This window comes from Aerococcaceae bacterium DSM 111021 (assembly GCA_020112395.1).
Taxonomy (GTDB): domain Bacteria; phylum Bacillota; class Bacilli; order Lactobacillales; family Aerococcaceae; genus Ruoffia.
Window position 1 is genome coordinate 273124 of sequence record JACCEK010000003.1, and the last position, 14216, is coordinate 287339.

General features: G+C 33.0%; 16 protein-coding genes. 12 read left to right on the forward strand and 4 right to left on the reverse strand.

The window, feature by feature from the left end:
* Positions 1–31 precede the first annotated feature (31 nt).
* From HYQ40_11070 to HYQ40_11085, 4 genes are all read left to right on the forward strand, one after another.
* Positions 32–595, forward strand: coding sequence for an N-acetyltransferase family protein (locus HYQ40_11070; GenBank protein ID MBZ6528305.1), 564 nt, complete (start codon positions 32–34; stop codon positions 593–595).
* A gap of 164 nt (positions 596–759) precedes the next feature.
* A complete protein-coding gene (locus HYQ40_11075) occupies positions 760–1620 on the forward strand; it encodes a polysaccharide deacetylase family protein (GenBank protein MBZ6528306.1) in 861 nt (286 codons plus the stop codon).
* 175 nt (positions 1621–1795) lie between these two features.
* Complete coding sequence (locus HYQ40_11080; protein ID MBZ6528307.1) at positions 1796–2581, forward strand: hypothetical protein; 786 nt, start codon at positions 1796–1798, stop codon at positions 2579–2581.
* On the forward strand, positions 2582–3727 hold the full coding sequence (locus HYQ40_11085) for an alpha/beta fold hydrolase (protein ID MBZ6528308.1): 1146 nt from the start codon (positions 2582–2584) through the stop codon (positions 3725–3727).
* Between the two features lie 98 nt (positions 3728–3825).
* Here HYQ40_11085 and HYQ40_11090 read toward each other — a convergent pair whose 3' ends face one another.
* Positions 3826–4674, reverse strand: coding sequence for a DegV family protein (locus HYQ40_11090; protein MBZ6528309.1), 849 nt, complete (start codon positions 4672–4674; stop codon positions 3826–3828).
* A gap of 177 nt (positions 4675–4851) precedes the next feature.
* Here HYQ40_11090 and HYQ40_11095 point away from each other — a divergent pair, with 177 nt between their 5' ends.
* The 5 genes from HYQ40_11095 to HYQ40_11115 all read left to right on the forward strand — a co-directional run bounded on the left by HYQ40_11095 (position 4852) and on the right by HYQ40_11115 (position 9028).
* A complete protein-coding gene (locus HYQ40_11095) occupies positions 4852–5484 on the forward strand; it encodes a hypothetical protein (protein ID MBZ6528310.1) in 633 nt (210 codons plus the stop codon).
* Positions 5485–5581: 97 nt separating this feature from the next.
* A complete protein-coding gene (locus tag HYQ40_11100; protein ID MBZ6528311.1) occupies positions 5582–6970 on the forward strand; it encodes a bifunctional metallophosphatase/5'-nucleotidase in 1389 nt (462 codons plus the stop codon).
* Between the two features lies 1 nt (position 6971).
* Positions 6972–7631 (forward strand): YutD family protein, encoded by a 660-nt coding sequence (locus HYQ40_11105; protein MBZ6528312.1) that lies wholly within the window; start codon positions 6972–6974, stop codon positions 7629–7631.
* Positions 7631–8401 (forward strand): TIGR01457 family HAD-type hydrolase, encoded by a 771-nt coding sequence (locus tag HYQ40_11110; protein ID MBZ6528313.1) that lies wholly within the window; start codon positions 7631–7633, stop codon positions 8399–8401. The genes HYQ40_11105 and HYQ40_11110 overlap by 1 nt, the downstream gene beginning before the upstream one ends.
* A gap of 3 nt (positions 8402–8404) precedes the next feature.
* Complete coding sequence (locus tag HYQ40_11115; GenBank protein ID MBZ6528314.1) at positions 8405–9028, forward strand: TIGR01906 family membrane protein; 624 nt, start codon at positions 8405–8407, stop codon at positions 9026–9028.
* Positions 9029–9062: 34 nt separating this feature from the next.
* Here the strand turns inward: HYQ40_11115 and HYQ40_11120 are convergent, their stop codons facing one another.
* The 3 genes from HYQ40_11120 to HYQ40_11130 are packed head-to-tail and all read right to left on the reverse strand — an operon-like array spanning position 9063 to position 11170.
* Entirely contained in the window at positions 9063–9626 is a 564-nt protein-coding gene (locus tag HYQ40_11120) for a phosphatidylglycerophosphatase A (protein MBZ6528315.1), read from the reverse strand.
* A gap of 11 nt (positions 9627–9637) precedes the next feature.
* Entirely contained in the window at positions 9638–10642 is a 1005-nt protein-coding gene (locus HYQ40_11125) for an NAD(P)/FAD-dependent oxidoreductase (protein ID MBZ6528316.1), read from the reverse strand.
* A 21-nt stretch (positions 10643–10663) separates the two neighbouring features.
* The gene (locus HYQ40_11130; GenBank protein ID MBZ6528317.1) at positions 10664–11170 is read right to left on the reverse strand and encodes a divergent PAP2 family protein; all 507 of its coding nucleotides are present in this window, start codon (positions 11168–11170) and stop codon (positions 10664–10666) included.
* 229 nt (positions 11171–11399) lie between these two features.
* On the opposite strand from HYQ40_11130, the gene HYQ40_11135 reads away from it, so the two are divergent.
* From HYQ40_11135 to HYQ40_11145, 3 genes are read left to right on the forward strand one after another with little or no spacing between them, the layout of a single operon-like run.
* Complete coding sequence (locus tag HYQ40_11135; GenBank protein MBZ6528318.1) at positions 11400–11987, forward strand: peptidylprolyl isomerase; 588 nt, start codon at positions 11400–11402, stop codon at positions 11985–11987.
* Between the two features lie 29 nt (positions 11988–12016).
* Positions 12017–12430 (forward strand): S1 RNA-binding domain-containing protein, encoded by a 414-nt coding sequence (locus HYQ40_11140; protein ID MBZ6528319.1) that lies wholly within the window; start codon positions 12017–12019, stop codon positions 12428–12430.
* Entirely contained in the window at positions 12430–13773 is a 1344-nt protein-coding gene (locus HYQ40_11145) for a glucose-6-phosphate isomerase (protein ID MBZ6528320.1), read from the forward strand. Before HYQ40_11140 ends, HYQ40_11145 begins: the two co-directional genes overlap by 1 nt.
* Positions 13774–14216 lie beyond the last annotated feature (443 nt).

Genomic DNA, 14216 nt, shown 5'->3' on the forward strand with positions numbered 1-14216 from the left:
TTGTTTTGAAAAAGTATACAAGGAGGTTAGCATGGAATTTCAGTCACAGCAAATATTTATTCGTCCAGCACAGATAAATGATGCAGCACACATTCAAAAGATTTACACGCCATATATATTAAATACAGTATTTAACTTAGAGGAAACGGTTGGAACCATTACGTATTACCAACAGACAATTATAGAATCTATGAATCATTTTCCCTTTTTAGTTGCTGAATACGCAGGAGCAGTTGTTGGATTTGTTTATGTGAGTGAAATTTCATTTATGTTGAACTTAACTAACACATGCGCTTTGAGTATTTATGTATCTGAGGACACACCTGTTCGTGGAGTGGGACAAAAGTTATTCACAGCCTTAGAATTAGCCCTGAGTAGGCAAGGGATAACTCAAGTTATAGCCAATATCGTAGCTTCTAATGAACGAAGCATTCGGTTTCATGAAAAAAATGGCTTTCAATTACTTAGCACATTCCCACAAGCTGGATACAAATTTGGTCAGTGGCATGATGTAAAATGGTATGGCAAAAAAATAAATACTGAAACACCTTTAACTCAGACTGTTCCAGTAGAAAATTTCTCTTACTCGGTTTAAATAAGTCAATATATCTAGCTGTATTTATAAGTTTCTTTCTTTTAAATTCAAAGTGATTACGGTAAAATGAATTTATAGAGATATAAATTTTTTAGATTAAGATATATGTATTTAAATCAGTAGGAGGAAGTATAGAAGTGGGTAAAACGATTTATAAGATTATAATGGGTATGGTGTTGCTTGGGAATATGACAACTAATTTATGGATACAAGCAGAGGAAATACCAGATGATATACCACAAATTGAGATTTCAGAAGTAGCAGTGCAAGGTAGTGGTGATATCGTGAAAGCCGACAATATTCGTTCTGCTTGGACAAATTATAGTCACTATGCACAGCCAAATGAAGAAGGTTATGCGTATTATATTCATGAAGATCCTGATGTTTCATCAGAGATACTTCCGCTTGATGGGAATTCATCTGAGGATGTTTTGTTATTTACCTTTGATGATGCACCACAAGAACCAGATAGCTATGCATTAGAGATGGCACATGTCATGAAAGAAAAAGATGTGAATGCTATTTTCTTGGTTAATGGTATGTACTTGGAGTCGCAGTGGGGAAAAGATATAACGAAGGCGATTCATGATATGGGGTTCGAAATTGGAAATCATACTCATACACATCCGAATATGAGAGAGTTAAGCTACGAAGAGCAATACAATGAACTGTTAAGTACGAACCAATTGATCGAAGAAATTACTGGCGCACCAGTAAGATGGTTTAGACCTCCCTTTGGATTTTTTAATATGGATACAATTTTAATTTGTAATGAATTAGGGATGCAATTGATGACATGGTCATTTGGATATGACTGGATGGATGAATATCTATCTGGACCAGAATTAGCACAAGTATCACTGAACAATGAATATATTCGTCCAGGCGCTAATATTTTAATGCATGATCGTTATTGGACATTAGAGGCACTACCAACAATTATTGATGGTTACCACGAAATGGGATATCATATTGTTGATCCGTATTTGATTCAACATTCAGAAAATTCTACCGAACCATTATAAGAATTCACCAAAAGACTTAAATTAGATTTTACAATCTAATTTAAGTCTTTTATTTTTTGAAGAAAATAATTTTGTCATTAAAGATAATAGAACTGCTTAATATTTAGATTAGAGTTTTAATAAAGTGAAAGATTCTGATATGATAAGTATGTTAAAAGAACGATAGGAGAGAGTCATGACTAATAAACTTCCAGTGAGTTTTTATTTCAAATTAACCTTTATCATATTTTTTTTATTGTTAGGGTATTTTAAACATCAAAATTTTATTGAAGCAACATTAATGGATGAGACTTTAAATATGAATGAATCGTTTACCCTGATTATGAAAGAAATGATAAATTTACCAAAAGATGCAGAGAATGAACAGAATATAACTGAATCTATATCAGAATATGCAGGGCCAGGAAATCAACAGCCTTATCAAATAAATGAAGATATTTTATACGATGATCATTACGCTACTGCAGAACAATCTGCGAATGAATTTAATGCATCTTTGAATAGCTTAGCTTTAAATGATGCATTTATAAAACAGGTAAACCATATGCGTGGAACCAAAGGATGGGAACCCATTATAATAGGTCATCATCTCGAAGAAGGTGGAAGATATAGAGTTGAAGAGATGGGACAGTATCATTATTTAAGTAATCTAACAGTAGAAGGAACAGATTTTAGATCACACTTTCCAGCCATTGATGATGCGGAGTACAGGCTAGGTGAGAATTTGTATGAATTATATATATCAGCAGGTGATGTACATTTAACTACGTGGGCAAATCCGAAGATACTAGCAGATTATTTGTTTGATGTATATGCAGATGCCATTTCCTTATCTAATTATGATATCTATCAAAGTCAATATATCTCAATATATGCAGAACCTACAGATTACAATATTGATGAAGTGCCTTATGTTCGTCTAGTCGTTTCCTTAGTTATGGACACAGAAGGGAGAAGCTAATTGGTAAATAAACAAACAGCGTTAAAATTACTTAAATTAGTTGCTAAAGGTAGCATAAGTTTATTAGCTTATGACTTAATTTATCGTCTAAAGCATCCACTAAAACAAACAAGTGCTAAAGAAGTAGATATAAGAACACTTGAGATTCCACTTTATCCAAACTTAAAGTGGGTGGATGAATTAGATTACGAGAGTCAAATGAATAACTTTGCTAAACCATTCATTCAGCAATATGAATACACTGGACAGATTCCAGTTAATGGTATGTCACTATCGTATTCATTTTATTTAAAGGATAAACATTTACCTACTATGTTTATTGCCCATGGCTTTAATGAATATAAGGAAAAATATCAGGAAATGGTATATTATTTCTTGCAGTTAAACTATAACGTGCTCGTTTATGATGCGAGAGGGCATGGTGGATCTAGAATTAATCCGAGTAAAACGCTCATTGATATAAGTGAGTTCGATGATTATGTAGAAGATTTAAGGATGGTTATTGAATCGGTTAAAAAAACATATGGAGTTGAAGGTCCACTGTACTTATTTGGTCATTCAATGGGTGGCGCAGTCAGTACCATGTTTCTAAGAAAGTATCCTGAAGTATTCAAAGCAGCTATACTTTCATCGCCTATGTTAAGCGTTGATACACATCCGTATCCAAGATCAGTGACACATGCCTTAGCAAGAGGAGCACAATTTTTTAATATGGGTCAAAAACCAATCCCTTCACAAGGAAGTAATGATGTGGTAGAAGCATCAACAAGGTCATCAACTTATCGACCCAATCCTAATCTGACTAAAAGTCAATATAGAGAAAAGTACTACTTTCAAGTAAGGAAAGCAGCCATTACTCATCCTACTTCGGGTGGAACATTGAATTGGTTAAACGCATCGATGTCTGGGTTAAAAAACACGACTCAAAAATCTGTATTACAGAATATCAATACTCCAATTTTAATGTTTCGCTCAGTGGAGGATATCATTGTTCGAGCAGATGGTATCTATACGGGTGCAACATACTTACCACGTATTGAACTTATTTCAATTCCAAACGCAGGGCATGAAATTTATCAAGAGCATGATGAAGTACTTAGACCTTATTTTAGTTTGATTGGTTATTATTTAGACCAATTTAATTAGTAAGGGAAAGAGTAAAATAGGGTATAGCTACTTAATACTACTTTTTTGGAACAAAAAAGAGGTTAATCATATAGATTAGCCTCTTTTTAAATTGTGAATTAATTTGTTTCAAAACCAACAATCATTCCATTATGTTCTGCGTAGTAGCTACATAATGCACTTGTAACGCGTGTAGAAATTTCAGCGGTAGGATACTCTTTGAGAATTTCTTCTTTAAAAGCTTCTGCAATGTCTAAGTTAAGAACATGAGACGTTTCGATTTTACCACCATTATATCCTTTTGATTTTAACTCGTTAATTAAAGTCTTTAAAGCTCTTTTTTGACCTTTAGACTTATGAGCAAGTTGAATGGTACCTTCTGGAGTACGATTACCTATTAAACGAATACCTAGTAAACCAATCATTTGTCCAACAATTTTAGACACACGACCATTTTTTACCAAGTTGTCTACTGATTCTAATAAGAATGCAATATCCACATTGTCGTGATAAGAATTCATTTCACTTACCATATTATCGAATGAAATATCATTTTTTGCTAATTCAAAAGCTTTCTTTGCTAGCAAGTCCATCTCAGCACCAGCTGAACGACTGTTGAATATATGAATATTTAAATCTGAATTTCTTTCCAATGCAAGGTCCTTACCAATTGAGGCACTATTATAACTTCCTGATAGTTCAGAAGAGATAGTAAAGCAGATAATATTCTCTGCACCATCAAATCGATTTGCATAAACTTCTGGAGAAGGGCATGCACTTGAGGTTGCTTGTTTAGTTTCTTTTAATTTAGTTAAAAAATCTGCGATATCAATGTCTTCAGTATCGACATAAACATCATTTCCAATATTAATCATTAAAGGAACAATTTCAAAACCAACATTTTTATTCGTTGAATCTAGTTCACGAATTGACGACCCTGAGTCGACAATAATTTTCCATTTTTTCATATTGATCACCTCTTATATGCGTTAAAATAAGTATATAGGAATATCAAAGCATTTTCAATTGTGAGAGTTGAAGATTGGTTGCCATCAACCAAATATTAAACAGTATTAATTGTAAATGAACTCATAAATAGGTACAATAATAATAACGATTACATTTAGAGTGAAAGGGTGTGTCATATGTTCTTAGGTAAAATTAATCAATCAAATGCTTTAACACTTTTCAGTTTATTTTTTGGAGCTGTTGGAGTAGGGTTTTCAATGATTGGAGAATCACAATATACAATCATCTCACTAATTATTGCTTCAGTCGGTTATGTATTTAGTTATCGTTTTACAGCGATGTTTGATAGAGAAGATGCTCAAATTTCATTTGACTTGGAATTTGATGTATTAAGTAAAGCTGTTGTTTATGCACTATTACCAGCGTCATTATTAATAGGTTTATCATTTGGTTCAGTATTATCAGTAATTGTTGCAGCACTTTATATTCTAGCTGTTATAACTCGCCTTGCTCATTTCAATCAAGCCATTGAATTTCAAGGGGAACAATTAGATGGTAAAACGTTAGGGATACCATTAGAAGCAAGTGCTATACTAATACCTATTATTTCACTATTAGGTTATGTTATCCCATTGAATATATTCCAATATATATTAGCTGTGGTTTACATAATAATAGGTCTTAGCTTTATAGTGAAGTATCCAATTCCAAAACTACCTGAAAAATGGTTGGTTTATGTTTTAATTGCAGCATTAGTGTTAGTTGTCGCTTTTATTTTCTTAGGTTCACTCACACCAGCAATTGTATAATTCAAATAATTCCGAAGATCAGTCCTTTCAGGATTGATGTTCGGTCTTTTTTTGTATTATAATCTATAAGAAATGTATAATGAAAGAGGTGTACACATTGCGTCTAAAAATACTACATACCAATGACCTACATGGGCACTTAGAACATTGGCCATTAATATCCAAGTTTATTGAGGAAAATCAAGCACTTGCAACAGCAAAAGGAGAGGCTTTATTAACGATTGATGTTGGTGATGCTATGGATTCAGTACACCCTTTAGTTGAAGCAACTTATGGAAAAGTTATAGTTGATTTATTCAATCAAGCTAGGTACGATGTAGTGACTGTCGGGAATAATGAAGGGTTAAACTTTTCAAAAGAGAGATTGACAGAGTTGTATTCAAGGGCTAATTTTTCAGTGACTGTTGCAAATTTATTTGACAATGAAACTCAGGAAGTTCCATCATATGCAAAAAATATTGTATATAAGGACATTGATGGTCTCAAGGTTGCTTTTATTGGCCTAACTGCGCCGTATAAAACTTATGACTTAAACGGATATATAATTGAGAACCCGATTGATAGTTTGCAATATACACTTCAGCAAGTAAACCAAGAAGAAACTGACTTGATTATATTATTATCCCATCTTGGAATAGAAACGGATAGGTATATAGCAAATCTTTTTCCAGAAATTCAACTTATCATAGGTGCACATACACATCATGTACTTATTGAAGGTGATTGGGAGAACCAGAGTTTTTTATGTGCAGCAGGGAAATATGGTAACTTCGTTGGAACAATCGATTTATATTTTGACAGAACAACAAAAACGTGGCAGATGACAGCAGAGGTACTATCTATCCATCAGCTAAGTCAAAGATATAATCAATCAGAGGAATCAGATTACTACAAACAAAAAGGTATAGAACAACTTGAAGAAAGATTAGTAGCTGAAATACCAGAAACATTTCAAGCTTTGGATTCATACGGACCGCAATCATTTATTCAAATGGCTCTGGATTCTATGACTGAAGCAACTGATGTTGAAAATGCTCTTTTAAGTACGGGGTTATTCTTGAGTGATCTACCAAGAGGGAAAATCACAGAACACCATTTGCATGAAGCACTACCACACCCAATGCATCTGGCAGTAGTTGAAATGAAAGGTGAAAAACTGACAGAGATGCTGAATGAAATGAGAAATCAAAGGGAAGACTTGAGATATAAATTAATTAATGGACTTGGCTTTCGTGGTAAAATATTTGGAGAGATAGTCTATAAAGGCTTTTACTATAATGAAAGTAATCATCAATGGGAAGTTAATGGGCAATCAATAAATAATGAACACGACTACAAATTTGTGACAGTTGATCATATTTGGTTTCTACCATTCTTTCCAACAATCAATAATCACGGGAATCCACAATTAATTTTTCCAGACTTTTTACGACATACAGTAAGAAACTATTTAAATAAATCATACCCATTAGAAGGAGGCGAGTGATTTGGGAACTAAAAAAACAATGACAAATCAACTTGAATCTATATTAGATGATATTATACAAGGTGAAAATATCGACGATAAACAAATTCATCTGATTAATGATGAAACAGTTCAAATTAGTACACAAGAATATCGCATTTTAGTGAATTACCGTGAAGGATTTGAACAAGATGCATTCTCTAATCGCTATCAAACGTTTTTTGAGAAATTTGATTTTATTGTCGGTGACTGGGGACATGACCAATTACGCTTAAGAGGGTTTTATCAACTAGGAAAACGTAAAGTACCTAGAGACCAGCAGATAGATTTTTTAGATGACTATATCAAAGAATATTGTAATTTTGGCGCTGCTTATTTTGTCTTGGGTAAGGTTGAAGCAGTAGAGAAATTTAACCAGCTCGAAAAGAAAGAATCGAGAAACAAAAAGGTAACTAGAAAGCCTAGTAAGCAAAGACCTAAAACAACTCATTTAACGACCACAAAAGATAATGAAAAATTAGAAAATGATGTATTAAAACCAAGGAATACTCGTAGAAAAAGAACATTTAAGAAAAATCAAAGCACTAGTGAAGTGCATAAACCACATAAGATAATCGAAAAAACGAGTGAGAAAATAACCAATGATAAAAAGTTTGTGATCAAGAAGGTGAAAAAGAACTAATGACAAAGTATGAGGGTTATTTAATTGATTTAGATGGAACAACTTATAGAGGTAAGGAGCGTATTCCTGAAGCTGAGGTCTTTATTCGTAACTTGTTAAAGAATGAATTTCCATTTAAATTAGTTACAAATAATGCAACTAAAACAGTAGATGAAATTGTACATAATTTAAATACATATTATGAAATACCAATTGATGAGTCCCATGTATATACGTCAATTATTGCATTAGGAGACTATATAGAATTGAACCATCCTGGCGCGAATGTTTATGTGTTAGGTGAATCAGCTTTAATGAATCAAGTAATTGATAGAGGTTTTACAGTCGATTCAAATAAAAAAGTCGATGTTGTTGTACAAGGATTAAAACGAGATGTCACATATGATGAATTGACAGTAGCAGTTCAAGCTATTCTTTCGGGGGCGGAATATGTTGTCACGAATACAGACCGTTTGATACCAACTGAAACAGGACTGAATCCAAGTTCGGGAGCAATTACATCATTTATTCAATTTGCAACAAGAAAAAAACCAATCATTATTGGTAAACCGAATAAACCAATTATGGAAGGTGCACTTGCTCAACTGGGTATCAGTAAAGATAAAGTGCTAATGATTGGCGATAATTATGATACTGATATTATGGCAGGAATGAATATGGGAATGGATACATTGCTTGTATTAACTGGGATTACGATTAGAGATGACTTGAAAGTCATACCAGAACAACCAACATATATCGTAGAATCACTCTCAGAATGGGAGCGATAATCAATGGATATTCTCAAACGAGGCGTTAGTAGTCTGGTTATCTTTTTATTCGCAATATCCACGTCAATCACGACGGTCATATTCACATCACCGTTTGTCTATTCATTATGCATTGGTTGGTTTAATTTATCATCAATATCGGGTTTAACTCAGGAACAATTGATGATAAATTATGAAGCTATTTTGAAGTATTTAATTAACCCAACCATTCATGAATTGAATATGCCTTATTTTAGTATGTCACAAGGTGGAGCACAGCATTTTGATGAAGTTAAAGTATTATTTTTTGTTAATTTCATAATCTTCGTCATTTTATTATTATTAACAATTTGTGCCATTGTATTAATTAAGAAGAATAATTGGCAAATACTGATGGTTCCACATTTTACGTTTAAATTGTCATTCCCATTAATCTTTTTATTTTTCATAGTGATTGCTTTTGACAGGGTCTTTATTATTTTTCATCAGTTACTATTTAATAATGATTTATGGCTATTCAATCCACTTGAGGATCCAGTTATTACAGTATTGCCTCAAGAGTTTTTTATGTTATTATTCATAATTGTTTTATTGGCATACGAAGCAGTCGTACTAGCAATTCGCAAAATTATATATTGGCGTAAATAAAAAAGTGATGAGTCAAATTGACTCATCACTTTTTTTAATTTTCATGTGCATCTTCGTAAGATTCTTCTGGAGTTGGATTTGCATTCACTTCATCGGTTTGAGGCTGTGAATGAGCAATTCTACTTGCTGCTGCTGCAGCAAGTGCTCCTACGATATCATCAATAAACGTATTACAATGTTCATCTTTACTATCATTCAGTTCACCGATAATGCCAGGTTTTAGTTTGTCTACATAACCAAAGTTAGTTAATCCAATCGAACCATAAACATTAACAATTGATAATACTAATACCTCATCAATTCCATATAATCCTTCATCACGCATAAGTAAATCATTCAAGACCGGAGAAAACTGTTTGCGTTCTGCAGCAATATCAATTTCAATTCCAGTAATTACTGCGTTTTGTACTTCACGTTTTTTCATAACAGCAATAACATTCTCTAAACAATAATCCATTGTTAAATCTTCAACATAATCTTTTTGTAAATCATACACAATCTCAGCGATATCTGTTAACTTAACGCCTCGATCATTCAATAAATAATGAGCTTGATCTTCAAGGCGACTTTGTTTAATATATTGTTCGTTTTTTGTCATTGTATCTCTCCTTAAAATAAATCTGAACTGTGAATAGGCGGATTAACATTTGTAGGATCAATCTTTAATAGAGCATGATTAACAGCTTGAGGAGCTTCCCCAAAACCAGTTGCAATGATTCTTACTTTACCTTCATAATGAGCGATGTCTCCAACAGCATATATGCCGGGTATATTTGTTTCGTATTGTGAATTCACTTCAATAGTATTTCGGTTTAAATTGAATCCCCATTTACGAATCTCGCCTATACTAGAAGTAAAGCCATAACTTACAATAAAGTTATCAATCTCTAGTGACATTGTCTCATCAGATTTTACTTTCTTCAAATTAATTGACTGGATATGATTGTTATCTCCGTTAATTGAATCTGGGATATATGGAGTAAGAAGTTCTACGGTAGAATTTTCTAACTGCATAACACTACTTTCAACGGCTCTGAATTTATCACGGCGATGAATTAAGTACACTTTATTAGCTAAAGGTTCGAGAGCTAAGGCCCAATCAACGGCAGAATCACCACCACCACATATAGCAACAGTTCTTCCAGTAAATTGTTCAATGTTATTAACATAGTAATGAAGATTACTGTCTTCATACATCTCCGCATCTGGGAGACTTAATTTTCTGGGAGAAAATGCTCCGTTACCAATTGCTAGAATGACGGTACGTGAATAATGAATTTGTTCATTCGTTATAATCTCAAAATATTCAAATCCTTCGTCAGCAATCTTCTTATTAACGTGCAAGACTTCCTCGCCAAGTTGAATAGTTATATCAAAGCGAGAAAGTTGTCGAATTAAATTACGTTCTAATTCATCACCTTTAACAGCAGGGTAGCCTGGAATGTCGTAAATGTTTTTTTCAGCATAAAGGTGAGCCGGTTGACCGCCTAAAGATTCAAGACTTTCAATAATCTTAGTTTTAGCATTACGTAATCCTGCATAAAATGCTGTGAATAAACCAACTGGACCCCCTCCAACAATTGTAATATCAAACAAGGACTCTTTAAAACTCAAAGTATCACACTTTCTATAATATTATAATAAAACTAATCTTAGGAAAACGGCAATAAATCCACCAGTTAAAGTGCCAACAATAACTTCACTAGGTTTGTGACCTAGATAACGGTTTATTATCATTCTTTCGTATTCTTCTATATTGTAGCTAAGTATTAAAGGATTATCTTCATCCTCATTATAACTTATCTCATCTGCTACATAATCTAATTCTGCCAGATGTTTACGTGCTAGAATGTCTAACACTATACCTTGCTCTCCACTCTGACGGCGCACTCCCATAGAGTCGAACATAATGATTACTGCAAAGACTGTAGATATCGCAACGTAAGGAGAACTAAAACCATGTTCTAAAATTAAAGCAGTAGTCAAACTACTCACAGCTGCTGAGTGAGAACTTGGCATACCACCCGTTGAAGCAATTAAATTAATTTTTGCACTTTTCCGATTGGTTAAATAAGCAATTGGATATTTAATTAATTGTGCAAACATAATTGAAACTAATGACGCAACTAAAGGGAAATTCATAAATAAACCAACCTTCTTGTATTTTAATAGTAACTCAACAAACTTAATCAAGAAAAACTTACTAAATTAAGCTAAAAACTTTTTTATCTATCAAAAATCAAACCTTTAATGATTCTTATTCAATAATATCAAAAATTATTTGATATAACTATTAAAACATTTGTTAAACATAACAAAGTGAATTAGTATATAATGTATACAGAAAAAATAATAGGAGGAATGAATAAAATTGAAAAATTTTCCGCAATTAAAAAAAGATGAACTGAAAGTGGATATTACACTACATACTACTAAAGGTGATATTGATTTAGCACTTTTCCCTGAGGCAGCTCCAAAGACTGTTGAAAACTTTGTAAAGTTATCTAAAAAAGGCTATTACGATGGGGTTATTTTCCACCGTATTATTAAAGATTTTATGATTCAAGGTGGAGACCCAACTGGAACTGGTATGGGTGGAGAAAGCGTTTATGGAGAAGCATTTGAAGATGAATTCTCAGCCGAAGTTTTTAATTTATATGGAGCATTATCAATGGCTAATGCTGGACCAAATACAAATGGAAGTCAATTCTTTATTGTTACAGCACCAACTGTACCAGCACAAATGTTAGGTCAATTAACAGAAGCCGGATTCCCAGAAGAAATTATTGAAGAATATGCTGCTAAAGGTGGAACTCCTTGGTTAGACCATCGTCATACAGTCTTTGGGCATGTTGTTAACGGTATGGATGTTGTACTTGATATGCAAGCACAAGAAACTGGAGCACAAGACAAACCAGTAGAAGATATTGTGATTACTAGCGTTACTGTTAATGAGTAGTCTACTTTAAAGTAAGGAGTGGATATACATTGACAAAAGAATTTCGAATTGGGGATGTAATCCAAGGGGAAGTAACTGGTATTCAAAATTATGGTGTCTTTGTAAAATTATCGGATACAGAACAAGGATTGGTACATATTTCTGAATGTAAACATGGGTACGTTACTGTATTAGATGATTTTATCGAAATTGGCGACAAAGTTAAAGTCAAAATTATCGATATTGATGAGTATACTAAAAAGATAAGTTTATCTTTTAGAGCGTTACAGTATTTAAATACGCCACCATTTCCAGCAAAGCTAAAAAGATATCCAAAAAGATATTTACCAAAAATTGGTTTCAAGACATTAGGGCGAGTTATGCCTACAATTATTGAAGATGGTTTGAAACAAATAGATGAAGATCAAACAAATATTCTAAGAAATAATGAGGAGAGATATTAATGACAAATTTAAAATTTGATTATTCTAAAGCTTTATCATTCTTTAAAGAACATGAACTAACACAAATTAAACCATATATCGAATTGGCGCATAAGCAACTTCATGATAAATCTGGTGCTGGAAATGAGTATTTAGACTGGGTTGAATGGCCAGAAACATATGATAAAGAAGAGTATGCACGAATTAAAACAGCTTCTGAAAAAATTAAAGCTGATTCGGATATACTCATTGTAATTGGTATTGGTGGATCATATTTAGGTGCTAAAGCAGCAATCGAATTCTTAAATGATTCTTTCTATAATATAAAAGCAGGTCGAAAAGGGAATCCTCAAGTAATTTTTGCAGGGAATAGTATCAGTTCTACATACCTACATGATTTAGTTGACTTAGTTGGAGAACGTGACTTTTCAGTAAATATCATCTCTAAATCTGGTACAACAACTGAACCTTCAATTGCATTCCGTGTATTTAAAGAACTACTTGATAAAAAGTACGGACACGAAGAAGCAGTTAAACGTATTTATGCAACAACAGATAAAGAGCGAGGAGCTTTAAAGTCAGAAGCTAATGCTGAAGGTTATGAAACATTTATTATTCCAGATGGTATTGGTGGCCGCTTTACAGTGTTAACTGCGGTTGGATTATTACCGATTGCAGTTGCTGGTGGGGATATCGATGCCTTAATGGCTGGAGCACGTGAAGGAATGGAAGAGTACAGTAATCCAGATATTATGGAGAATAGTGCTTATCAATACGCTGCAATTCGCAATTTCTTCTACAAAAAAGGTAAAAATATTGAAATACTAGCAAATTACGAACCTGGTATGCAATACTTCTCAGAATGGTGGAAACAATTATTTGGAGAGTCAGAAGGTAAAGACCAAAAAGGAATTTATCCAGCGAGTGCGAATTTCTCAACGGATTTACATTCTATTGGACAAACAATTCAAGATGGTCAACGTAATATCTTCGAAACAGTTTTAAAAGTTGAATCACCAAGACATGATATTGATATTCCTAAGGCTGAGGAAGACCTAGATGGCTTAGGCTATTTAGAAGGTAAAACAATTGATTTTGTAAATACAAAAGCATTTGAGGGAACACTACTTGCTCATACTGATGGTAATGTACCAAACTTATTAGTAACTATCCCAGCAATGGATGAGAAATCATTAGGACATCTAATTTACTTCTTTGAAAAAGCTGTAGGGATCTCAGGTTACTTAAATGGAGTAAATCCATTTGACCAACCAGGAGTAGAAGACTATAAACGTAATATGTTTGCTTTATTAGGTAAACCAGGATTTGAGGATTTAGCTAAAGAGCTAAATGAGCGACTATAATTAATTCAAAACCACCTTTCGAGGGTGGTTTTTTATTTACAAATATATTCGAGTGGTATTCTATAGTAAGAAAAAAATAAGTATGTGAATATCAAAAAGGAAACTAGCTAGAAGACCGAATTAGAATAATCAACAGAATGATGATCTATATATAGAAGAAACAGGTCCAATTGAAGAATAAAATAACACCATTTATATAAAGACATTAGAAAAGACATTACGTAACGGTAGGTATAAGTGAATAAATGCATACTAATAAGAAACCTTAAAATTAAATTTATAAAAAGAGAATAAGTTGTTGACTCATTACTACACTCCATGGTATATTATCTCTTGTCGTCACAAGACGTTGTTACAATGTCTGGCGATACCGAATATGGTTTACAGTAAATTTACATAAAATTTACAAAAAAAGCAAAAAAGTGTTGACGAAATCAATCGTC

Excerpts from the sequence above, each read along its gene's own strand:
- HYQ40_11070 (MBZ6528305.1), top strand. The coding sequence starts at position 32 with ATGGAATTTCAGTCACAGCAAATATTTATTCGTCCAGCACAGATAAAT.
- HYQ40_11075 (MBZ6528306.1), top strand. The coding sequence starts at position 760 with ATGGGTATGGTGTTGCTTGGGAATATGACAACTAATTTATGGATACAA.
- HYQ40_11080 (MBZ6528307.1), top strand. The coding sequence starts at position 1,796 with ATGACTAATAAACTTCCAGTGAGTTTTTATTTCAAATTAACCTTTATC.
- HYQ40_11090 (MBZ6528309.1), bottom strand. The coding sequence starts at position 4,674 with ATGAAAAAATGGAAAATTATTGTCGACTCAGGGTCGTCAATTCGTGAA.
- HYQ40_11095 (MBZ6528310.1), top strand. The coding sequence starts at position 4,852 with ATGTTCTTAGGTAAAATTAATCAATCAAATGCTTTAACACTTTTCAGT.
- HYQ40_11110 (MBZ6528313.1), top strand. The coding sequence starts at position 7,631 with ATGACAAAGTATGAGGGTTATTTAATTGATTTAGATGGAACAACTTAT.
- HYQ40_11115 (MBZ6528314.1), top strand. The coding sequence starts at position 8,405 with ATGGATATTCTCAAACGAGGCGTTAGTAGTCTGGTTATCTTTTTATTC.
- HYQ40_11120 (MBZ6528315.1), bottom strand. The coding sequence starts at position 9,626 with ATGACAAAAAACGAACAATATATTAAACAAAGTCGCCTTGAAGATCAA.
- HYQ40_11130 (MBZ6528317.1), bottom strand. The coding sequence starts at position 11,170 with ATGAATTTCCCTTTAGTTGCGTCATTAGTTTCAATTATGTTTGCACAA.
- HYQ40_11145 (MBZ6528320.1), top strand. The coding sequence starts at position 12,430 with ATGACAAATTTAAAATTTGATTATTCTAAAGCTTTATCATTCTTTAAA.